This is a genomic window from Aequorivita soesokkakensis (genome assembly GCF_001641085.1).
In the GTDB taxonomy this organism is placed as follows: domain Bacteria; phylum Bacteroidota; class Bacteroidia; order Flavobacteriales; family Flavobacteriaceae; genus Aequorivita; species Aequorivita soesokkakensis.
The window spans coordinates 12,177-35,147 of the sequence record NZ_LXIE01000045.1 but is presented as its reverse complement, the minus strand read 5'-3'; the positions used below and the strand labels follow the sequence as shown (position 1 = coordinate 35,147).

Annotated in this window: 20 protein-coding genes; 6 read left to right on the top strand and 14 right to left on the bottom strand. The window is 38.8% G+C overall.

The window, feature by feature from the left end:
• Positions 1-64 precede the first annotated feature (64 nt).
• The 5 genes from A7A78_RS12140 to A7A78_RS12120 all read right to left on the bottom strand — a co-directional run bounded on the left by A7A78_RS12140 (position 65) and on the right by A7A78_RS12120 (position 5,773).
• Positions 65-598: a lipid-binding SYLF domain-containing protein gene (locus tag A7A78_RS12140; RefSeq protein WP_068762731.1), complete on the bottom strand. Its 534-nt coding sequence runs from the start codon at positions 596-598 to the stop codon at positions 65-67.
• A 147-nt stretch (positions 599-745) separates the two neighbouring features.
• Positions 746-1,099 carry a DNA gyrase inhibitor YacG gene (locus tag A7A78_RS12135; RefSeq protein ID WP_068762730.1) on the bottom strand — a complete coding sequence of 118 codons (354 nt, stop codon included), beginning with the start codon at positions 1,097-1,099 and terminating at the stop codon, positions 746-748.
• An 82-nt stretch (positions 1,100-1,181) separates the two neighbouring features.
• Complete coding sequence (locus A7A78_RS12130) at positions 1,182-2,105, bottom strand: DUF6268 family outer membrane beta-barrel protein (protein ID WP_068762729.1); 924 nt, start codon at positions 2,103-2,105, stop codon at positions 1,182-1,184.
• Positions 2,106-2,132: 27 nt separating this feature from the next.
• Complete coding sequence (locus tag A7A78_RS12125; RefSeq protein WP_068762728.1) at positions 2,133-3,623, bottom strand: aminotransferase class V-fold PLP-dependent enzyme; 1,491 nt, start codon at positions 3,621-3,623, stop codon at positions 2,133-2,135.
• 65 nt (positions 3,624-3,688) lie between these two features.
• On the bottom strand, positions 3,689-5,773 hold the full coding sequence (locus A7A78_RS12120) for a protein-disulfide reductase DsbD family protein (protein WP_068762727.1): 2,085 nt from the start codon (positions 5,771-5,773) through the stop codon (positions 3,689-3,691).
• A gap of 232 nt (positions 5,774-6,005) precedes the next feature.
• Between A7A78_RS12120 and ileS the strand changes: the two genes are divergently transcribed.
• From ileS to A7A78_RS12100, 4 genes are all read left to right on the top strand, one after another.
• On the top strand, positions 6,006-9,410 hold the full coding sequence (ileS, locus tag A7A78_RS12115) for an isoleucine--tRNA ligase (protein WP_068762726.1): 3,405 nt from the start codon (positions 6,006-6,008) through the stop codon (positions 9,408-9,410).
• Between the two features lie 3 nt (positions 9,411-9,413).
• Positions 9,414-9,797 (top strand): TraR/DksA family transcriptional regulator, encoded by a 384-nt coding sequence (locus A7A78_RS12110; RefSeq protein WP_068762725.1) that lies wholly within the window; start codon positions 9,414-9,416, stop codon positions 9,795-9,797.
• A 114-nt stretch (positions 9,798-9,911) separates the two neighbouring features.
• Entirely contained in the window at positions 9,912-10,541 is a 630-nt protein-coding gene (locus tag A7A78_RS12105) for a DUF4097 family beta strand repeat-containing protein (RefSeq protein WP_131811146.1), read from the top strand.
• Positions 10,542-10,604: 63 nt separating this feature from the next.
• Entirely contained in the window at positions 10,605-11,258 is a 654-nt protein-coding gene (locus A7A78_RS12100; protein WP_068762723.1) for a lipoprotein signal peptidase, read from the top strand.
• A 2-nt stretch (positions 11,259-11,260) separates the two neighbouring features.
• On the opposite strand, the gene A7A78_RS15380 is transcribed toward A7A78_RS12100, so the two are convergent.
• The 9 genes from A7A78_RS15380 to A7A78_RS12055 form a co-directional block, all read right to left on the bottom strand.
• Entirely contained in the window at positions 11,261-11,614 is a 354-nt protein-coding gene (locus A7A78_RS15380) for a DUF2752 domain-containing protein (protein ID WP_068762833.1), read from the bottom strand.
• Positions 11,615-11,660: 46 nt separating this feature from the next.
• Positions 11,661-11,948, bottom strand: coding sequence for a CD225/dispanin family protein (locus A7A78_RS12090; RefSeq protein WP_068762722.1), 288 nt, complete (start codon positions 11,946-11,948; stop codon positions 11,661-11,663).
• A gap of 55 nt (positions 11,949-12,003) precedes the next feature.
• The gene (locus A7A78_RS12085; RefSeq protein ID WP_068762721.1) at positions 12,004-12,564 is read right to left on the bottom strand and encodes a 5-formyltetrahydrofolate cyclo-ligase; all 561 of its coding nucleotides are present in this window, start codon (positions 12,562-12,564) and stop codon (positions 12,004-12,006) included.
• Positions 12,565-12,568: 4 nt separating this feature from the next.
• The gene (locus A7A78_RS12080) at positions 12,569-13,570 is read right to left on the bottom strand and encodes a succinylglutamate desuccinylase/aspartoacylase family protein (protein WP_068762720.1); all 1,002 of its coding nucleotides are present in this window, start codon (positions 13,568-13,570) and stop codon (positions 12,569-12,571) included.
• 2 nt (positions 13,571-13,572) lie between these two features.
• A complete protein-coding gene (gene rimK / locus A7A78_RS12075; protein WP_068762719.1) occupies positions 13,573-14,445 on the bottom strand; it encodes a 30S ribosomal protein S6--L-glutamate ligase in 873 nt (290 codons plus the stop codon).
• The gene (locus tag A7A78_RS12070; protein WP_068762832.1) at positions 14,442-14,867 is read right to left on the bottom strand and encodes an ATP-dependent zinc protease family protein; all 426 of its coding nucleotides are present in this window, start codon (positions 14,865-14,867) and stop codon (positions 14,442-14,444) included. The genes rimK and A7A78_RS12070 overlap by 4 nt, the downstream gene beginning before the upstream one ends.
• Before the next feature lie 122 nt (positions 14,868-14,989).
• Positions 14,990-15,859, bottom strand: coding sequence for an ATP-grasp domain-containing protein (locus A7A78_RS12065; RefSeq protein ID WP_068762718.1), 870 nt, complete (start codon positions 15,857-15,859; stop codon positions 14,990-14,992).
• 57 nt (positions 15,860-15,916) lie between these two features.
• Complete coding sequence (locus tag A7A78_RS12060) at positions 15,917-18,139, bottom strand: TonB-dependent receptor (protein WP_068762717.1); 2,223 nt, start codon at positions 18,137-18,139, stop codon at positions 15,917-15,919.
• A 155-nt stretch (positions 18,140-18,294) separates the two neighbouring features.
• The gene (locus A7A78_RS12055) at positions 18,295-18,711 is read right to left on the bottom strand and encodes a hypothetical protein (protein WP_068762716.1); all 417 of its coding nucleotides are present in this window, start codon (positions 18,709-18,711) and stop codon (positions 18,295-18,297) included.
• Positions 18,712-18,847: 136 nt separating this feature from the next.
• Between A7A78_RS12055 and uvrC the strand changes: the two genes are divergently transcribed.
• Positions 18,848-20,644, top strand: a complete 1,797-nt coding sequence (uvrC, locus tag A7A78_RS12050; protein ID WP_068762831.1) for an excinuclease ABC subunit UvrC — start codon at positions 18,848-18,850, stop codon at positions 20,642-20,644.
• A gap of 58 nt (positions 20,645-20,702) precedes the next feature.
• The gene (locus tag A7A78_RS12045; protein WP_068762715.1) at positions 20,703-22,937 is read left to right on the top strand and encodes a patatin-like phospholipase family protein; all 2,235 of its coding nucleotides are present in this window, start codon (positions 20,703-20,705) and stop codon (positions 22,935-22,937) included.
• Positions 22,938-22,971: the final 34 nt, after the last annotated feature.

Sequence of the window (22,971 nt, the reverse complement as noted above, 5' to 3'; positions counted from 1 at the left end):
TAAAACTGACTAAACCACTTTATATTTTCAGTATTTTAAAATTTAAGATGATTAAAAAAAAATATTAATCAAAATTCTCAAAATCAAAATGTTGTCCGCCAATTGATACTTCAGCCATCAACCCTTCTTTTGGCAATGTAAAGACCGCAATTCCATCATTATAGGTAATGTCAAAAGATGGTGGGGCTTGATTTGCAGCAATTGCAGAAAGATTTGATCCAAACTTTAAATTGTCATCCATAAATTCCTGAACCGCTTTATCGGTTTTAAAAAACACTATTTCACTAAAGGCTTTTCCGCCTATTTGGGCACCTACATCTACTTGTTTTAGATTTGCCATTCCCACAAGAACGCCTCTTTCGTAAACAGCACCATTACCAGATGCGGCACCAATAATTAAAGCTCCTTTACCAACATTTGGAAAAATTACATAGGCTTTTGCATCATCAAAATAACCTTGTAGTTTTGGATTAGCCTCTAAAAAAGCAGCTTTTGCTTTTTGGGCATCGGCGATCACTTTTTTGTCATCTGCATTTTGCGCAAACAATGTAATGCTGAAAAACAGCATCGCCATCATTAAAAAATTTTTCGTCTTCATAATTTAAGTTTTTTTGTTTGAATTTTAAAGATACCTTATAAAGAGAGCTTTACGGGTTAAAGGAGTGTTAGATTATGCATAAGAATTTCCCAAATTGCGAAAGGAAATTCTTTTGAAAAAGCAATTTTCGGAAAGAATTTAAAGTAATTATTTAAGATCTTTTTTCACCAAAAGGTAAAAATCATTATCCAAGGGAAGATAACCCTGATCGTATAAATAATAATAGGTAGAACCAGATTTTGTAGTGTAAATCCCTGTAAAATAATCAAAACTGAAACCCATTCGCAGTAGCTTGTCTTTAGTGGTTTTAGTTTTATCTTCAGAATTTAGGGTTTCAAGAATTCTGTAATTTTTCCGAAGCCTATTGTTGATGTTTCGAACCAAGTTTTTATTGTCCTTATTAAGCGAATTGTTATGTGCATTACGGCACGCATCGCTGCAGAATTTTTTGTCAGCACGCCCTATCAATTTATCCCCACACTCCGGACAGGTTCTTTCCATCTTTTAAAGATAGAATTTTTTCAAAATAAATCCCAAAAAATACAAATCACAAATTCCAAAAGTTTGTGAATTGTAATTTGTATTATTTGGAATTTGGAATTTCTTCTTTGGGATTTTCACGAATATGAAATCTATAAATAGCTTCGAATTTCAGAAAAATTCCGCCATTCAATGAAGGGTTCAATTGTGTGCGTGCATCGCCAAAACTAAAGGCCGAAACACCAAGATCAATTTTGTCACCTTCGGCATACATTTCATAATTATTGCTGGAATAACCAACTTTCGCTCGCAGCAAAACACTTTCCTCTAACGCATTGAACTGCAAATATCCTGCAAACTCCAAAGAGCTGAGGTCGGCGTAAAGCGTTGGGCGATTTTCATAATGCACGTTATAACTTCTTCCAATTCCGAAATAATCCATCCCTACAGTGGTACAGCCAAATTTGTAGCTAACATCTGCTGAAATAGGTAAACTCATATCCATTTCAAACCTTTTGTTCGGGCTTAAGTAGTACCAACCCAAAATAGGAGTTGTAAAAAGACCAAATGCTTCCTGTGAAGCATAAATCCCAAAGCGGTATTTAAGGTTTTCGTTCTTTTTTAATTTTAAAAGTGCAAAACCACCAAAGTAAAAATCATTACCAGAAAGGTTTTTATAATCCGAGGCAATTTTAGGAAGTAGAACAATGGTAGTGCTCCATTTTTCTGACCAAGTTGAAGCCAATCCCAGTTTAAGATTTGTACTGTAAAGGCTGGTATATTCAGCTTCTGGAAAAAGCTGGACGTTGTTTATGCTAATGTCTGCCCCGGTAATTATAGCTTGATTTTCATTGAGAACTACGGGAAAGGTAAGCCCAGCGTCAAAAAACTTCACATTTGTACTGCTGTCAACTCCTTCAAAGTTATTATTAATTGTTTGGCCGTAGCCAATTCGAAAAATATCAACATATTCCTGTGCGGAACTGAAAAAGGGAAAAAGAAAAATTAGAAGTAAAAGTTTTTTCAAATTGTTTGAATCTGATTTAAGTTATTCTTAAAAGGTAAACCAATCATTCATTTTGTCATCAGCTATTTCTTCCCGGTGCATATATTCATTGCTTTTGGAATTATATTGATACTCTTTGCTCCATTCCGGAAAATTTTCGGCCAGTTTTTTTATGGAATCGCACACAAACTCAACTTCAGCATCAGTGGTTGTGGGATGAATGGACATTCTGATCCATCCCGGTTTATGGGTTAAATCGCCATGGTCAATTTCGCAAGTTACACGGTTTGAGGTTTCCTGATCTACGTGAAGCAAGTAATGGCCGTAAGTTCCTGCACAAGAGCATCCGCCTCGGGTTTGTATTCCGAAACGGTCATTAAGGATTTTTACCCCGAGATTGAAATGCAGATTGTCAATATAAAAACTGATTACTGCAAGTCTATCTTCGGTATTTGGTGCAAGAATTTTTAAGTTTGGAATTTTACTGAGCTTCTCAAAAACAATATCCAAAAGCTCGTGTTCGCGTTTCAAAATGTTTTCAATCCCCATTTTTTCCTTTAAACGAATGGATAGCGCCGTACGGATTGTTTGAAGAAAACCTGGCGTTCCGCCGTCTTCACGGGTTTCAATATCGTCAATATATTTGTGGTTTCCCCAAGGGTTTGTCCACGAAACAGTACCGCCTCCTGGATTGTCCGGGATTGTATTTTTATAAAGATTATTATTGAAAATAAGCACGCCACTGGAACCAGGGCCTCCCAAAAATTTATGGGGTGAAAAGAATATTGCGTCCAAATGCGCACCTTCTTCTTTGGGATGCATGTTTATTGAAATATAGGGCGCCGAACAGGCAAAATCAACAAAACATAGACCATCATTTTTGTGCATCAATTTTGCTATTTCGTGATATGGAGTTTGAATTCCCGTTACGTTTGAACAGCCTGTAACAGCAGCGATTTTTATGGGATGGTCTTTATATTTTTCAACAGTTTCGGCAAAGGTTTTCATACAGACCAAAACATCGTCATTCGGCGGAATTACAACAACTTTTGCAATGGTTTCCAGCCAAGAGGTTTGGTTGCTGTGATGTTCCATGTGTGTTACAAAAACTACAGGCCTAATCGCGTCGGGAATATTTGTGTATGGTTTTATGTTTTCCGGAATTTTCAGCCCCAAAATACGTTGAAACTTGTTTATCACACCAGTCATTCCGCTTTCACAGGTAATCAGCACGTCGTGGTCATTAGCGTTAACGTGTTTTTTAATGATTTTTCGGGCTTCGTGGTATGCCTTCGTCATCGCAGTTCCAGTTACCGAAGTTTCGGTGTGGGTGTTTGCCACAAAAGGGCCAAAATCCTTCAGCATTTTTTCTTCAATGGGAGCGTACAAACGGCCACTTGCTGTCCAATCAGTATAAATAATTTTTTTTCTTCCGAAGGGAGAAACAAACTCTTGATTAATTCCCACGATATTCTTTCGGAAAGGTTCAAAATACTTTTCCAATGCGGTGGTTTTTACTTTTTCTTCCGAAGAAATCATCTTTCGATTTTTAAAAATTACTTAAATTTAATCAATATTGCTAAAAATGAGCTGTTTATGTCGTTCTATTTCTTAAAAGCGCCAACTCCTTTTTGAAGCCAGCCGTAATATTCTTCAATATCAGGTGTGTAGCCTACGGGCTCAATAAGGTTTTCTTCATTATGATCCATCAAAACATAAAAAGGTTGCGAATTGGTTTTGTATTTTATGGTTTGTAACTCACTCCATTTTTGACCGATATACTTGAGTTTTTTACCGGGTTTTAATTGTGATTCAACAATTTCGTCATCTTCAAGTTTGCGTTTGTCATCAACATATAGTGATATAAGTACTACTTCGTTTTTCAACATATTTAATACCTTGTCATCTACCCAAACGTTCTGCTCCATTTTTCGGCAATTAACGCAGGCCCAACCCGTAAAATCAATCATTACAGGTTTACCTACTGTTTTTGCATATGCAAGACCCTTGTCATAATCATTAAATGCTAAAATTTGATGGGGTGCCAATAGGTGCGCGCCTTCAGGTACCTCTTGGTGTTCGTTCGAAACTATCCCTCCTCCAACTTTGGAATTACCAACGCCATAAGGCGATTCTGCGTAATCTAATGGTGGTGGAAAAGCACTAATTAGATTTAAGGGCGCACCCCACAGTCCGGGAATCATATAAACGGTAAATGCTAATACCAGTAGCCCAAGGCTAAGTCGGCCAACCGATATATGAGTCAATGGCGAATCATGTGGCAACTGTATCTTTCCAAAGAGATAGAGCGCCAAAGCCCCAAAAATGGCAATCCAAATAGCTAGGAAAACCTCGCGTTCCAACCAGTGCAACTGAAGCACAAGATCTGCATTTGAAAGAAATTTAAATGCCAAGGCTAATTCCAAAAAGCCCAATACTACTTTTACGGTGTTTAACCAACCTCCAGATTTTGGCAACGAATTCATCCATCCCGGAAATGCTGCAAATAATGCGAAAGGTAAAGCTATAGCTAAAGAAAATCCAAACATTCCAATAATAGGGCCTACTTGACTTCCACCAGCAGCAGCTTGAACCAATAGCGTTCCAACAATAGGCCCAGTGCACGAAAACGATACAATGGCCAAAGCCAGCGCCATAAAAAAGATGCCAATTAAACCGCCTCTATCAGCTTGCGAATCCACCTTGTTTGCCCATGAATTAGGAAGCATAATTTCGAAAGCGCCTAAAAAGGATACTGCAAATACAACTAATAAAACAAAGAAGATAATATTAAACCAAACATTGGTTGATAGGGCATTGAGTGCTTGCGGCCCAAATATTAAACTTACCAGAATTCCTAATAATACATAAATAACAATTATTGAAATACCATAAATTATAGCGTTTCTTATCCCGGCAGAACGCGTTTTGCTTTGCTTGGTAAAAAAGCTTACGGTCATAGGAATCATCGGGAACACACAAGGGGTTAGCAATGCCGCAAAACCTGAAAGAAAGGCAAAGAAAAAGATGGTCCAAAGGCCTTTTTCGTCTTGTTTTTTGTTCTGTTCAGCAGCGGAAAGTGTTTTTTCTGAGGAAGTTTGAACGGTGTCTTTTACAATTTCATTTTTTGTAGTATCAACCGCAGCAGTATTTTCAATGTTTTCGGTGATTGCTTCGGTCGTTTCAGTATTGTCTGTGTTTTCAGGAGTTACAGCAGGTTCTTCACTTTTTTCGGGAGCGGGAATTTTAAAGACCAGATCTACATAACTCGGCGGTAAACAGCGCGTATCATCACACACCATAAATTCAACTTCTCCTTTTACAGTGGTACCTTTGTCGCCTGTTAATTTTACACGTTGGGTAAATGTTGCGGTGTGCTCAAAAAAGGTAATTACCATGTCAAAAACAGGATCGTGGACGGTGTGACCTTTGCTTTCTTTCGCCTTTCCCACTAATTTATAAGCACTGTTTTCTTCGAAAGTAAGATTTGTTGGTAGGGGTCCATTGTCTGGAACTACTTGTGAATAAAGGTGCCATTTGTCTTCAATAGTGGCTTTGGAAATTAAATCGTATTCGGTTTCAGATATTTTTTTAATGCTTGTGGACCATTTTACTGGGTCAAGAACTTGAGATTGAACTGATGCAAGAGAAACCGTGGCGAGGAGGAGAAAGAGGTATATCTTTTTCATTAGGGAATAATATTTAAAATAGAATCTTTAAAGGACACCAAATTTGGGGGAAAAAATGCAGTATTCAAAATTATGAGACCATTATTGAAAAAAACCCTTAAAAAATATTTCAAAATTAACTGTAAACAGCTGAAATGATTAGCGATTTGTACTGCTCTTTTCTATTCTAAAAACCTGTATCCATTTCTTCAAAAATGATTACTTTTGCAAACTTTATTGCAAGACGCACATTATGAGCACAAAATTTAAAGAATACAAAGGGCTGGACCTTCCTAAACTGGCGGAAGATATACTCGATTTCTGGAAAGAAGAAAACATTTTTGAGCAGAGTATTTCCATTCGCGAAGGAGCGAAGCCATTTGTGTTTTTTGAAGGACCGCCATCTGCAAACGGGCTTCCGGGAATCCATCACGTTATGGCGCGCGCTATAAAGGATATTTTTTGTCGTTACAAAACCCAAAAAGGATTTAAAGTTGACCGGAAAGCAGGATGGGACACGCATGGTCTTCCCATTGAACTGGGCGTAGAAAAAGAGTTGGGGATTACTAAAGAAGATATTGGCAAAAAGATTTCAGTTGAAGATTACAACGCAGCTTGCAAAAAAGCAGTAATGCGTTACACCGATGTGTGGAACAAAGTAACCGAAAGCTACGGCTATTGGGTAGATATGAGCGATCCATACGTTACCTACGAGCCAAAATATATGGAAACCGTTTGGTGGTTGCTGAAGGAAATTTACAACAAGAACTTGCTTTATAAAGGCTATACAATCCAGCCGTATTCCCCGAAAGCGGGTACCGGTTTGAGCTCGCACGAACTTAACCAGCCGGGAACCTATCAAGATATTACAGACACAACAGTTGTTGCCCAATTTAAGGCGATGGCTGAAACCTTGCCGGATTTTCTTGGCGAAGAATCAAACAACATTTGGTTTTTGGCTTGGACAACCACACCTTGGACGCTTCCAAGCAATACCGCTTTGACCGTGGGTGCGAAGATTGATTATGTTTTAGTGAAAACTTTCAACCAATACACTTTTCAGCCCATAAATGTGGTTTTAGCGAAGAATTTGGTCGCGAGCCAATTCGCAAAAAACTACGAGGAAAAACCGAACGAAGATATTCTGGAAGCCTACAAACAGGGTGATAAAATGATTCCATATTTTATTGCAAAGGAATTTAAAGGATCAGATTTATTGGGAATCCGTTACGAGCAATTGTTGGATTACGCGCATCCTCATGATAATCCCGAAAATGCTTTTAGAATTATCGCGGGCGATTTTGTAACCACGGAAGATGGAACCGGAATAGTGCACACAGCGCCAACTTTTGGTGCAGATGATGCCAAAGTTGCAAAAGAAGCAGTGCCGGAAGTGCCGCCAATGTTGGTGAAAGACGAAAACGGCAATCTAGTTCCTCTTGTTGATTTACAAGGAAAATTCCGCCCGGAAATGAAGGAACTCGCTGGCAAATATGTAAAGAACGAATATTACGACGATGCTGATGTTCCAGAAAAATCAGTTGACGTAGAAATTGCCATAAAACTTAAGACAGAAAACAAAGCTTTTAAAGTTGAAAAATACGTTCACAGCTACCCAAATTGCTGGCGTACGGACAAACCGATATTATACTATCCGTTGGATTCTTGGTTTATAAAAGTGACCGATTTCCGCGATAGAATGTTCGAGTTGAACAAAGAAATAAACTGGAAACCGAAAGCCACCGGCGAAGGTCGTTTTGGTAATTGGCTTGCAAATGCCAACGATTGGAACCTTTCGCGCTCTCGTTATTGGGGAATTCCGTTGCCAATTTGGAGGACTGAAGATGGGAAGGAAGAAATCATCATCGGTTCTATTGAAGAACTGAAAGCCGAAATGCATAAATCCTTATCAGCCGGATTGATGCAAAGAGACATTTTTGAAGATTTTAAAACAGGAGATCTTTCCGAAGAAAACTATGCAAAAGTTGATCTTCACAAAAATATTGTTGACGAAATAATCCTCCTTTCCCCAAGCGGAAAACGAATGAAGCGCGAAGCCGATTTGATAGACGTTTGGTTTGACAGTGGAAGCATGCCTTACGCACAATGGCATTATCCTTTTGAAAATAAGGAAAAGGTTGAAAATACGTGGCGCAAAGCAGACTTTATCGCAGAAGGCGTGGATCAAACCCGTGGTTGGTTTTACACATTGCACGCAATTGCAACCATGATTTTTGACGATGTTGCTTACAAAAACGTAGTTTCAAACGGACTTGTTTTGGACAAAAACGGACAGAAAATGAGCAAACGTCTCGGCAATGCCGTAGATCCTTTTGAAACGTTGGATGTTTTCGGTCCCGATGCTACGCGTTGGTATATGATAAGTAACGCAAATCCGTGGGATAACTTGAAATTTGACCAAGACGGAATTTCGGAAGTTCGTAATAAATTCTTTGGAACGCTTTACAATACGTACAGTTTTTTCAGCCTTTACGCCAATCTCGATAATTTTGAGTATCTTGAAAAAGATCTTCCCTTGGAAAAACGCCCTGAAATTGACCGTTGGATACTTTCAGAATTGCACACGCTCATCCAAAAAGTGGACGATTATTACGCAGATTACGAACCAACGAAGGCAACGCGAGCTATTTCAGAATTTGTTCAGGAAAATTTGAGCAATTGGTTTGTGCGTTTAAGCCGAAGAAGATATTGGAAAGGAAGCTATAACGACGATAAAATTTCGGCTTACCAAACGCTTTACACTTGTTTGGAAACTGTAGCAAAACTGGGCGCTCCCGTAGCTCCGTTCTTTATGGACAGACTTTACATAGACTTAACCCAAGGAACAATAAAAGATAAAAAGAGCTCTGTACATTTGACCGATTTTCCAAAAGCAGATACTTCGTTCATTGATAAAAAATTGGAGCATAAAATGCAGAAAGCGCAGACAATTTCATCGTTGGTACTTTCGTTAAGACAAAGAGAAAAGATAAAAGTGCGCCAGCCGCTTCAAAAAATAATGATCCCGGTTTTGGAAGATGCTGAAAAAGCGGAAATCCTTGCAGTTTCAGATTTGATCAAAAGCGAAGTGAACGTAAAGGAAATTGAACTGATTGATGAAGGTTCGGGAATGTTGGTTAAACAAATAAAACCCGATTTCAAAACTCTCGGCCCACGTTTTGGAAAAGACATGAAAGCAGTGGCTACAGCCATTTCGGGCTTTGATCAGAAACAAATTGCAACTCTTGAAAAAGATGGTGAAATAACTGTTTCTATTAATGAAAAAAATACTACTTTGGCGCTCGATGACGTAATCATAAGTTCGCAGGATATTGAGGGCTGGTTGGTTGCAAATTCAGATGGAGTTACTGTAGCACTGGATGTTACAATAACACCAGATTTGAAAAACGAGGGAATTGCCCGAGAATTGGTAAACAGAATCCAAAACTTGCGAAAAGATAGTGGTTTTGAAGTAACAGACCGAATTGAGGTACTGCTTCAAAATAATGACAAACTGATTGAGGCGGTAAACCAAAACCTAAGTTATATTAAAGAAGAAACATTGACAGAGGTTTTGCAATTTCAGCCAGAAATCAGTAACGGAACAGAAATTGAATTTGACGAAATTGAAACACGTATAAGCATTAAAAAACATTAGATCATGACAGACACAGAAAAAACCAGATATAGCGATGCCGAGCTGGAAGAATTTAAAACCTTGATTACAGATAAAATAAAGAAGGCAATGGAACAGTTGGAGTTGATCCAAAGTTCTTATAAAAACGATAGCAACAACGGTACGGACGATACTTCGCCTACTTTCAAAGCTTTTGATGAAGGCAGTGAGGTAATGAGCAAGGAAGCAAATTCGCAGTTGGCCATTCGTCAGGAAAAATTTATTCGCGACCTTAAAAATGCGTTGGTACGTATTGAAAACAAAACTTACGGCGTTTGCCGCGTAACGGGAAAACTCATCAATAAAGAGCGTTTGAAACTAGTTCCGCACGCAACTTTGAGTATTGAGGCGAAGAATTTGCAGAAATAGGCCCATCCCCAGCCCTTCCCAAAGGGAAGGGAGTTGATTCGCAAAATTATTGCCCTGAAATTTTTCGGGGCTTTTTTATTGTATCAAATTCTTCGCGACCTTTGTGGTTAAATTATGCGCCAAATATTCTTCATAATCGTCATTTTGTTCTTCGGAAGCTATTGCGGCATGGCCCAAAAAACCATTCAAAAGGAATTCGATTCAGAAGGAGTACAGAAGCTTTCCATAGCAGATGATGGCATTTTTAAAATAACCGTCCAATCTTCCGAAGAAACTGTCATCAAAGTTTCGGCACATATTTCCGGTGAACATTTTGAAAGTATAATTATTGAAGAAAAAATTGTTGACGGCACCCTTTTCCTGAAAACTGGATTTGCACCATTTTTCACTTTGGAAAATGACAAACTTGCGGCACATAAAGTTATGGCCATTGAAGTGGAATTAACCGTTCCCAAGAAATTGGCAGTTGAAATCAAATCGAAGTTGGCATCTGTAATTGCCACTGGAACTTTTAAAAGCCTCAGCATTTCCTTGGAAAATGGAAACTGTATTTTAAATAATTTTTTTGGAAATGCCCAACTTAAAACAATAGCTGGAAATATAACTGTTTACGCCCAAAAGAATGTTTCGGGAAAAGCAATCTCAAAAAATGGAACTGTTGAAAATAATCTTTTGAACAAGGGAAAATTCTTTGTTGAAGCGGAAAGCATCAATGGCAATATTTCGTTACTGCAAACCGAATAATATTGTTATTTTTGCCTCCGCACTCCGAAGCTTTAGCGAAGGAGAACCTTCGTCGGAAAAACTATGAGCCTAAAAAAAGCCACATTCATCATCGTTCTGATTTTATTGATAGATCAGATTTCAAAATTTTATATCAAAACACACTTCTTTTTAGGCGAAGAAATACCTGTGTTCGATTGGTTCAGAATCCTTTTTGTTGAAAATGAAGGGATGGCTTGGGGCGCAAAAATCCCCGGAGAATACGGAAAACTTATTTTGACACTTTTCAGGATTGTTGCCATTGGCGGGATTGGTTATTGGCTCTGGGACTCCGTTCGGAAAAACGCACCTCGAATCTTGATTTTTTGTGTTGCCTTGATTTTTGCGGGAGCTTTTGGAAACATCATCGATTCTGTTTTTTACGGCATTATTTTTAATGATAGCCATCACCAAGTTGCCACCTTGTTTCCTGAAGCTGGAGGCTACGGCACCCTATTCCACGGAAAAGTTGTAGATATGCTTTACTTTCCGCTTTACGGAGGCACTTTGCCGGAATGGTTTCCTTTTTGGGGTGGAGAATATTTCACATTTTTTGATCCAGTTTTCAACATAGCTGATTCATCCATCAGTGTTGGAGTAATTTTATTGCTTATTTTTAATAAAAAAGCATTTCCGAATCGGGAGCCAAAAACTAAAATATTGGCTCAAAATGATTTAGGAGAAGAAAAAGCTTCGTAAAATTATCCAGTTGGCGCAAGCAAGTTGAAGGGGTAATATGGTAAATTCCGTAAAACCCAGTAAATAATAGCTAGTCCGAAATATCCAAAAATGAACAGATTGCTATAAAAAAGCATAAACCTGTATTTGGTTCCAAAAATCCAATTGGAAATTGTAATTCCCAAACCGTAAATTAAAATAGGCAACGTTAAAACCATTAACGGATTAAACCTAAAAGCTCCAATAAAATCCCCGTGCAACAAAAGATGAATAGCGCGCTGTGAGCCACATCCCGGGCAGTAAAACCCAGATATATAATGTAACGGACAGGGAATGAAAAAAGAAGAATGCGAAGGATTATAAGAAAAATAAAGCATAAAAAAGCCCCCAAATACAATAGCAATGAGGGCTATTTTTAAAAATTTAGTAGTTTCCCGCGAAAGCTCCACCAACACCAATAACTATAAAAAATATTACATAAAGTACCCAAACGATAGCTGCTGCCGCTGCGCCCCATATTGCATATTTTTTGGCGTCGTCCGCGGCTTTTTGAGCCCCAATGGTATCGCCCATTGCCCAGAGTTCCTTCACTTTTGTTGCTTTGATAATTGATACGATGCCCAATGGCAGGCAGCATAAAACGGTACATAGAATTGCCCATACAAGGTTGTTGTCTGGTGGGGTTTCCATAGGTTGATTAGTTGTTTCCATTTTTTATTTAATTGGTTAATAATGGTTTATATCTCATAAAGATAAGAGGATATTTTTAAAAAGCCATTATTTTTTTTGGTGTGATGCAAAAATTTAGTGGAATATCTCTAGGTTCAAAATCTATTTCAGGTTCTGGTTCAAAAAAAGAAAGTCCCACAAAAACTGCATTTGAACCGCATTTTTCCAAAAAACGATCGTAAAAACCTTTTCCGTAGCCAACGCGGTGGCCTTTTTGGTCAAATGCCAAAAGAGGGACAAAAATAACGTCTATCATTTCCGGTGAAATTTCTAGGCCCGAAACGGGTTCGGGAATTCCGTATTCCGAAGTTTTTAAAACCGTGTTTTCCTGCAACAAAAAATGCTTCATTTCTCCCGAATCAAAATCGGTTTTTGAAACGATAATGCTTTTGTCCTTTCCTTGGAGAATGTGCAATAAGTATTCGGTATTCACTTCTTTTTTTGCCAAAATGGGAAGGAAAATATGGTAATAGGTTTTGTCCCAAATTGGAAGCTTTAAAGCTTGATTCGCAATCTGAAGGCTCATTTCCTCAATAGATTCTTCGGAAAGGTTTTTCCTAAGTTTTTTATATTTTAAACGGAGCGCTTTTTTTTCCATTACATTAATCTTCCATTTCCTCAGTTTCCATATTTGCAGTATTTACGGTTGAAATATGAAAAATTGCGTCGCCTTGATTTACAATTGGAGATTGGTTCACATTAATTATATAACCTTCGTTGGGCGAAGTAACCTTAAACCTCATTTTTCCGTACGGGTCTGTGATTGTTGCCAAAAATTCCCCTTTTTCCACGTGTTTGTTACAGTCAATTTTTACGTGCAACAAACCACTTCGATAAGCGCGAATCCATTTGCTTTTTTCAATAATAACCGTTTTGGCACTTGGCTCTGGTGCAACGTGCCTTTTGCCCAACATATCTAAATGTTCCAAAACGCGCAATATGCCATCAACGCCTTCCTTTGCAATGTGTTTATTGCTTTCGCGACTTTTCCCTCCTTCAAAAAGCAAAGTGGGAATGCCCATTTTTTGACAGGTATTTCGGTATGATTTTTCAATTGTATTTGAATAAACCGTAAATGGGGCATTGAAAACCTTCGCGAGTTCCAACAATTTTTCATCGCCAGGTTTTATACGAATCTGTGCCGCATTAAAACGGCTGGCGCCGCCTGTATGAAAATCGAGGCAATAATCTGCATGCGGTAAAACTTTTTTGGTGAAATGGTATGCAACCCGACTTGCCAATGAACCTGTTTTTGTTCCGGGAAAAACCCTGTTCAAGTCTCGTCCATCTGGGAAAGAACGGTCGCCATTTAAAAACCCAAAAACATTCAAGATAGGAATACAAATAATAGTGCCGCGTTTTGGTTTGTTTAATTTTCGGGCAATGAGCTGGCGTACAATTTCCACTCCGTTTATTTCGTCACCGTGAATGGCGGCGGTAATCAATACTGTTGGCCCAGGAATTTTGGAACGTTCAATAATAATTGGAATTTCAACTTTGGTGGAAGTATAAAGCTTGGCGATACTGAAATCCACCGTTCTGCTTTCACCCAATGCAATCCGTTCATTTAAAATTACAATATCTCGTTCTTCCTTTTTGGCCATAATTAAACGTTGCGTTCAATGTATTTTATGATTGAGTTTGCAATATCCTTGCCTGTAGCTTGTTCAATTCCTTCCAGACCGGGTGATGAATTTACTTCCAAAATAAGAGGTCCTCGAGCAGATTGAAGCATATCAACCCCAGCAATTCCAAGACCCATGGCTTTTGCGGCTTTTAGTGCGGCGGTCTCTTCTTCATCAGTAAGTTTTATTACTGAAGCCGTTCCGCCGCGGTGCAGATTGCTTCGGAATTCGCCTTCCTTTCCCTGTCGCTTCATCGCGCCAACCACTTGTCCGTCCACAATAAATGCGCGAATGTCTGCGCCCCCAGCTTCTTTTATAAACTCTTGAACGATAACGCGGGCCTGTAAATTGTTGAAAGCTTCAATTACGGATTCTGCAGCTTTTCTGCTTTCAACCAAAATAACGCCAATGCCCTGAGTACCTTCCAATAATTTAATGATCACAGGCGCCCCGCCGGCTTGGTCCACGATTTCTTTTACGTTTTTGGAATAATTTGTAAAAACGGTTTTCGGCAATCCCAACCCCGCGCGGGAAAGTATTTGAAGGCTTCTCAATTTATCGCGTGAACGAACCAAGGCCTGCGATTCGGTGGTTGTGAAAACACGCATCATCTCAAATTGACGCACTACGGCTGTGCCATAAAAAGTTACCGAGGCCCCAATTCTTGGAATGATAGCATCGGTGTGGTCTAACTTGTGGCCTTTGTAGATTATTACCGGATTTTTCTTTTCGATAACAATATCGCACTTCGCGTGGTTTATAACCTCAACTTCGTGTTTTCTGGCTTTTGCCGCTTCCACAAGACGTTTGGTGGAATATAAATTTGCGTTCGCCGATAATATCTTGATGTTCATTTTTTGTTTTTTAGTTTGAAGGAAAGGTTGGTTTTATTTATATCTACCACATATTTATTGCTAAGGAAATTTCTTCCTAAAAGTACGGGAAAACGCATCTCTTCGCGGTCGCTTAGGGTTAAAAATATTTCCTGTGTTTTGCCAAAAAGTAAAATTTCGGTTTTTATTCTGTATCTGGCTTCAGATTGACCGTTGCTACTTTTCACCACTTTCACGTCATATTCATCAAAAACGATTTCCTTTTCGTGATAGCTGGGATGCTCTTCGTCCAAAAAATTGCATTTTAAATAGCAATCTTCCACCTTCATGTTTTTGCAATGTATGGAAGAAGTGTAGGCGCCCGTGTCAATTTTCACTTCAATATCGAAGAGATTCAGCAATGGAAAATCTGCTTTGTCTATTCTGCCTATGTTTCTTTTCAAAGTATTGGGGGTTTTGTAATTGCAAGGTAAGAAAACGAAAACGAAAACGAAATTGAAATCGAAAATCAAAAAAATAAAAACTAACTACTGAAAACTGCGACTGCGACTGCGACTGAGAACTCCTACCTATTCCTTTCAATAAACCCAATCACACTTTTCGAAACATTTTTTCCGGAAGTATTCTCGATGCCTTCCAGTCCGGGCGTGCTGTTTATTTCCAAAACCAACGGCCCGTTTTTGGATTGTAGAATATCAACCCCACAAAAACCCAAATTCATTGCTTTTGCAGCTTTTATGGCAATTTTTTCCTCTGCGGAAGAAAGGGAAATCATTTCCGAAGAACCGCCACGATGCAGATTGCTTCTAAAATCGCCAACTTTACATTTCCGTTTCATTGCAGCAACCACAACGCCATCAACCACAATTGCACGAACGTCAGCGCCATTTGCTTCTTCAATGTATTCCTGTAAAAGAAATTTTACGCCAGCAGCGTTTAAAGTTTCAATGGTTGAAAGGGCATTTTGTGGGCTTTCCGAAAGAATTACACCTTCACCGTGCGTTCCTTCCAAAAGTTTGATGATTATTGGCTTGCCGTTGAAGGTTTTGAGTTGTTCCTCAAATTCAAAAAACGAAGCATACATGGTTCTTGGAACGGGAATTTGATTTTTCGCCAATATTTGAAAGCAAGTCCATTTGTCGCGACTGTTCGTAATTCCTTCGGACGAAACCACGCTAAATACGCCCATCGCCTCAAAATGGCGGACTACATTCGTTCCAAAATAGGTGTTTGAAGCGCCAATGCGCGGAATGATTGCGTGCAGGTCGTCAACCAATTCATTCTGAAAATAGAGCGCTGCCTTTCCGTTTTCTACGGCAAGATTGCAATAAGAAGGATCCAAAACCTCCATGGTGTGGTTGCGCGCTTCCCCAGCATTTAAAAGGCTTTTGGTGGAATAAAGCGCTTCCCCACGCGATAAAATGGCAATGTTCATAGTTGGTTATTCTGCGTGCAATTTAACCAAAAAGAACATTGCCTATAAAATCATTAGTTAAAAATTAACGGTTACCTTTCCTCTTAGGAAAAATGGCGTTCCGGGCGTAAAATGTATTTCTTCCACAGATTCCGGTTCGTCAAACAATCTACTTTCGGTTGCAAACTGGGTTTCGTTCCAATCTGTATCAAAAAGATTTTCCACTGCAATTCCGAAAACAAAGTTTCTAAACGTATAATTTATGTTGAAATCAGTCACCAAATACCCTTCGGCAATAATGCTATTGTCTTCGTTTGCGGGTCTGTCTTTTATATAACGATAATTAAGTCCGCCAGAAAAATTTGCAAGATTTTCAATTGCAATTCCACCTGTTGAGGTAAAATCCGGCGCCAGCGGAATGTAATCCTCGCCTTTGGCTTCCTCAGTGCTTCGGGCGTAGGTGTAATTAGCATCGCCATAAAAATACAGCCAGTCCGTTGCTTCATAACGCAGGCCAAAGTCAACGCCCAATCGGCGGGTTTTTCCGCTGGGCTCCACAATTCCGGCATCGCCCACGTACACAAATTCCTGTTCCAAAAAGAGCGCCCAAAAGGCTGTGTTAAAAATTAGATTATCCGTCAGTTTGTAAATTCCGCCCAAATCTGCGCCATAAGCTGCGGGCAAAATATCTTCGCCGCTATTTGCAGTAACTACTCGCGAATCGTTGGAATGAAAACCAATCCCCGTTTTCAAAAACAATTGGAAATCACGGTTTGGGCTGTAAATAAAATTCAACTTCGGACTGGCGAAAACTTTGCTTTCACTACGATTATCATAGGTTGGGGAAAGTTTGTTTTCGTAATCAAATTTGAAATAATCAAGTCGAACTGCTGGATTTATTTTGAAATCACCAAAACCAAATTCCGTATTCAAAAATGCAAAGCTGTTTATTTGATCCACGTTTCCGTAAGCAAGTCTGTCCAAAATTCCATAACGATTTTTCACGTGTGAAAGCTCGTCATTATTCACATCGTCATAACGAACGCCAATTCCGGCGGTGTATGCAAAATCGAAACTTTCACTATTTATTTTATCTGAAAACGCGGTTTGGAAACCTAGAATATTTCGCTTTTCGCGCTGCGCAATTTGATCGCCGTTCACTGGGTCTTCCAAAAAGAAGGTGAAGTTTGAAAACAATTCAAATTCATAGTGCGAAAAATATGCGTTGGTCGTCAATTTTTTATTGTCCAAAAGCAATTTTGAATGATTAATCAGGAAATTTGTTCGGCTTGTATTTCCGCCTTCCGTATCGTCAATGGCGCCAAAACGACCAATTGAACCATTATCGATTGATCGTTGAGGAATTTGTCCCGAAGCATCCCATTTACTCTGAAAATGCGAAGCGGTAAGTTTCAATTTTTGATTGTCGGGCAAATTAAGATTGTATTTTGCCATCATATTGAAACGGTTGAAATTCTGTGGCGATTCAAAAGGGCCATTGAATGAATTTAGCGAAGCGGCAACATACGCATGGCTGTTTTGATTATCCAAAAGATTGAAAAGACCAACGGTTCTAAAAGCATCAAATTGTCCGTATTCCACAGAAACGGAGCTTTTGTCTAACTTGTCCAAAGTTTTAAAAGCTACGTAACCGGCGGTAGCAAAATCGCCGTATTCAGCATTATATGGCCCTTTTCCAAAGGAAATTTTCTCAATGGTTTCTGGAATTACAAAGTGCAAATCGCTGTAACCTTGTCCGTGCGCGTGCGAAACCATATTTACTGGCATTCCGTCTACGGAAAGGTTAATATCGGTTCCGTGGTCAATATCAAAACCGCGCAGAAATATTTGTTCAGCTTTTCCGCCGCCGGCGTGTTGGCCAATAAAAAGTCCCGGGACTTTTCGAAGGATTTCCTGCGATGATTTTACGGGAGCGGTCTTTAAATCTACAGCCACAATTTGGCTGAGTGTGTTGACTTCGGGTGTAATGGTTACTTGTTCCAAAGAAACAGCGGCTTCATCTAAAGTAATATTTATCGGTTCAGAAAAACTTACGGCAGAAACCGAATAGTCAAAATTCGTAAAACCTAAAATAGAGAAACTGATATTGTCGTTTTCTTTCACATTTTCAAGTGAAAATTTTCCCGAGGAATCGGTGTGCGTGTGATTGCCGGAATTCCGGTCAAAAACCGCTACGTTTTCCAGCGGATTATTATTTGGGTCAACTACTTTTCCTTTTAGCGATTGCGATTGCGCAATTCCAAAGCATAGCAGTAGCCCCATTAAGAATATTCTTTTCATAGGTGATTGGTTTAAAAAATTAATTTTGATTTTGTATGATTCCCTATAATGAATTGTCTGGTCGAGCGCAGTCGAGACCTATTTACAGTAAGAATATGAGTTCTCGACTGCGCTCGAACGGACAGTAAAAGTTGATTTTAGAAAATCTCAATGTTTTATGAAAAGAATGTTTCCGGAGGCGGACTGGGAATGGTTTTTATGCTTTTCTGAATTTGAAAAGTGTAGAAATATATATGTTTTACAAAAGGTTTGAATTTAAAATCGATACTTGGATATTCCTGCGCAAAATGTTTGTCCAACGTATAATTGAAAAACACGCCGTCGTGATCGCTAGTTTTTTCTTCCGAAGAAAATATTTTGGAGAAAAATGTAATCAGTTTGTGTTCGTGCGTGTGTTCGTGGCCCAACAAATGGTCTTCCTCGTGATGCCCATAATCGGTATGCGTCATTACGTGCGAAAAAATGTGCATTCCCTCCGAAAGCTGTTTCTGCATCGGGTTGAGCAGATAAAAAATCGACAGGGAAAGCACAAAATACTTTTTAAAAGAAATATGAAAATTGCTTTTGGGCATTTTTAATTTAGTTGGTTGTAATAGATACGCAAGATTAGGGAGTTTGGATTTTTGAAATCCTCATTTAACCGTTTCTTAACTATTTTTGGTTCAAGAAAAATTCCTTAAAAATAAAATAGCAAGTATCTTTGAGGCTATGGCCAATGCTTCGGTAACACTTCAAATTTCAACCCTTCCAGATTCACCGGGCGTTTATCAATATTACGATAAAGATGGAAAACTGCTGTATGTTGGCAAAGCGAAAAACCTGAAAAAACGTGTTTCGTCTTATTTCAACAAAACGCAGGACAATGGTAAAACCAGAATTCTTGTAAAAAAAATTGAAACCATAAAGCACATCGTTGTTAAAACCGAAACTGATGCGCTTTTGCTGGAAAACAATTTGATCAAAAACTATCAGCCACGCTACAACGTGATGCTGAAAGACGATAAAAGCTATCCGTGGATCTGTATTAAAAACGAACGTTTTCCGCGAGTTTTCCCAACGCGAAGGATGATAAAGGATGGATCGGAATATTACGGCCCGTACACGAGTATGAAAACCGTGCACACGCTGCTGGATTTGATAAAAGGCCTGTATCCGTTGCGCACCTGCAATTATGATCTTTCCGAAGAAAAAATTAGGGCTGGCAAGTATAAAGTGTGTTTGGAATTTCATCTGGGAAACTGTGCTGGGCCTTGCGAAGGGCTTTATTCCGAAAAGGAATATCACGAAAATATTGAGGCAATCCGAAATATTGTGAAAGGAAATTTTAAGGATTCACTGCATAAATTTAAAAGTCAGATGAAAGATTTGGCGACCGATTTAAAGTTTGAGCAGGCACAGCGGGTAAAGGAAAAGATTGATATTTTGGAGAATTATCAAAGTAAAAGCACCGTTGTAAATCCGAAGATTAATAACGTTGATGTGTTTTCGATAATTTCTGATGAAAGCTATGCATATGTGAATTTTCTGCAGCTTTCGCACGGCGCGATTATCCGCTCGCATACTTTGGAAATCAAAAAAAAATTGGATGAAACCGATGAAGAATTGCTTCAACTTGCCATTGTTGAAATTCGACAACGTTTCAATTCACTTTCAAAAGAAATTTACGTTCCATTTGAGGTGGAATTGGGCGAAGACATAAAAACGCATGTTCCCAAACTGGGCGATAAAAAAGCAATCCTCGACCTTTCCGAAAGAAACGCGAAATATTACCGAATGGAGCGTTTCAAGCAAGCCAAAATAGTTGATCCGGATCGTCATGAAAAGCGCATTATGGCGCAGATGAAAAAAGATTTAAGGTTAAGTGAGGAACCGCGACATATAGAGTGTTTTGACAATAGTAATATTCAAGGTACAAACCCGGTTGCGGCCTGCGTGGTTTTTAAAAATGGAAAACCGAGCAAAAAGGACTATCGCAAATTCAATATTAAAACGGTTGAAGGGCCTGATGATTTTGCCTCAATGGAAGAAGTTGTTTATAGACGTTACAAAAGATTGCTAGAAGAGGAGCAACCATTGCCGCAACTAATCATCATAGATGGGGGAAAGGGGCAACTTTCTTCCGCTTTGAAAAGTTTGGACAAGTTGGAATTGCGCGGAAAAATCGCTATAATAGGAATTGCAAAACGTTTGGAAGAGTTGTTTTATCCCAACGACCCCATTCCGCTTTATTTAGATAAAAAGAGCGAGACTTTAAAAATAATACAGCAATTGCGGAACGAGGCGCACCGTTTTGGAATAACATTCCACCGAAGCAAACGCAGCAAACAAGCGCTGAACACGGAACTGGAAACCATTCCCGGAATAGGAGAAAAAACGGTTGTTGAACTTTTAAAGCATTTTAAAAGCACAAAACGGATTTCTTCAGCCAGTTTTGAAGAACTTTCAAAAGTAATTGGCGCAAGCAGAGCTAAGAAACTTTTAGAATATTTCAGCAATGAACAATAAACAATAAACAATAACTTTTTCTAACAATCCAAAAATCTAAAAGTCCAATAATCCATTAATGAAACACCTACTCCTCATAGCATTCCTACTAATTTCGTGCCTTTCCTTTTCTCAGGAAAAAAGTGAGCAGGATATAAAAGTAGGTCTTGTATTGAGTGGCGGTGGTGCAAAAGGACTTGCGCATATTGGGGCTTTAAAAGTAATTGAGGAATCAGGAATTCGTATTGATTATATTGGCGGCACGAGTATGGGTGCCATTATTGGAGCGCTTTATGCCTCGGGATATTCTGCAAAACAACTGGACAGTATTTTTAGCCAAACAAATTTCAGCACTTTGATACAGGACGACATTCCCCGAAGCGCAAAAACTTTTTACGAAAAACAGGAAGCCGAAAAATATGCCTTGGTACTGCCTTTTGATAAATTTAAGGTTGGTTTTCCATCAGGGCTTTCAAAAGGCCAAAATGTGTATAACCTACTTTCAAAATTGACCAGCCACGTTAGTACTACTTCCGATTTTAGCAAACTTCCTATTCCTTTTTTCTGTGTAGCAACAAATGTGGAAACGGGTAAGGAAGTAATTTTGGATCATGGCTATCTTCCCCGTGCCGTAACGGCTAGTGGAGCTTTGCCTTCGCTTTTTAGCCCTGTGATGATTGATGATATGGTGTTAATTGACGGGGGTGTTGTGAATAATTATCCAGTAAATGAAGTGCGTGCCAAAGGCATGGATATTATTATTGGCGTTGATGTGCAGGACAGCCTTAAAAACCGCAACGACTTGAAATCTGCTTTTGATGTTTTGGTTCAGATAAATAACTATCGCACCATTCGTGACATGATTGATAAACGAAAAAAAACAGATATCTATATTCACCCAAATATTGAGAATTTTTCTGTAGTTTCTTTTGACGAAGGAAAAAATATAGTAGCATCCGGCGTGGAGGCTGCTGAATCTTTTAGGGAGGAATTAAAAAAACTGGCTTCGCAGCAGAAACACATTGAAAAGAAGAAAATCAAGTTTGAAAACCAAGACACTATTTTTATAAAGGAAGTGAAAATTGAGGGAATTGAAAAATACACCCGCAGCTATGTTTTGGGAAAACTGAAACTGCGAACCCCAGATAAAATTACTTATGAAGATTTTAGTGAAGGAATCAACAACCTTTCGGCCACGGGCAATTTTCAGGACATCAATTACACCTTTATTGAAGATGAAAACAATGAAAACACTTTGCTTTTGCAATTACGGGAAAGCAAATCGTCCATGATGCTGCGTTTTGCGGCACATTATGACGATTTGTTCCGAACGGCTGCCTTGGTGAATATTACAAAAAAGCGACTTTTCACAAATAACGATATTGCTTCATTAGATTTGATTGCTGGTGATAACCTTCGCTATAATTTTGAATACTATATAGACAAAGGCTTTTACTGGAGCGTTGGCTTCAATTCAAAATACCACTTTTTCGAAACCGATGTGCCCTTGAGTTTTGTTGGAGCAGATTTGAATACCGAACTTTCCTTACCAATCAATAACTTGTCTATAAAATATAGCGATTTTACGAACCAGTTGTATTTTGAAACCCTTTTTAAAAGAACATTTATTTTTGGTTTGGGGGGAGAACACAAATACCTGCGCTATCTATCGGAAACTATTGGTACTGATGAAAATAACCTTCCGCGCACCATTTTTGAAAGCACAAATTATTATAGCGCTTTCGGCTTTTTGAAATATGATACCTATGATAATAGCTTTTTCCCAAAAAATGGGGCTTATTTTTCGGGCGATTTCCACTGGTATCTTTTGGCCCATGGCAGAAACAAGAACTTTGAGCCATTTTCGTTGGCAAAAGCAAAGTTGGGATATGCCCATACCTTTTTCAATACAATTTCGGTTAATTTAACCACAGAAGGAGGTTTTAAATGGGGTGGACCAGAAACCACCACTCTTGATTTTGCATTGGGCGGTTATGGTTTTAAAGAAATGAATAACATCATTCCTTTTTTGGGCTATGAAGCAATTTCGCTTCGCGGAAATACATATCTTAAATCTACACTTAGCTTTGATTATGAAATATTCAGAAAGAACCACATAAATATTTCGGCAAATATTGCCAATGTGGGTAATGACCTTTTTGAAAACGGACAGTGGATAGATGGGGTGGATTACTCAGGTTTTTCAGCCGGCTATGGTTTGGAAACAGTTTTGGGTCCCATGGAAATTAAATACTCCTATTCTCCTGAACTAGATAAAAGTGAATGGTATGTGGCTTTAGGCTATAGGTTTTAGCAAAAACTTAAACGTTTAGCTCCAATATTTTTCC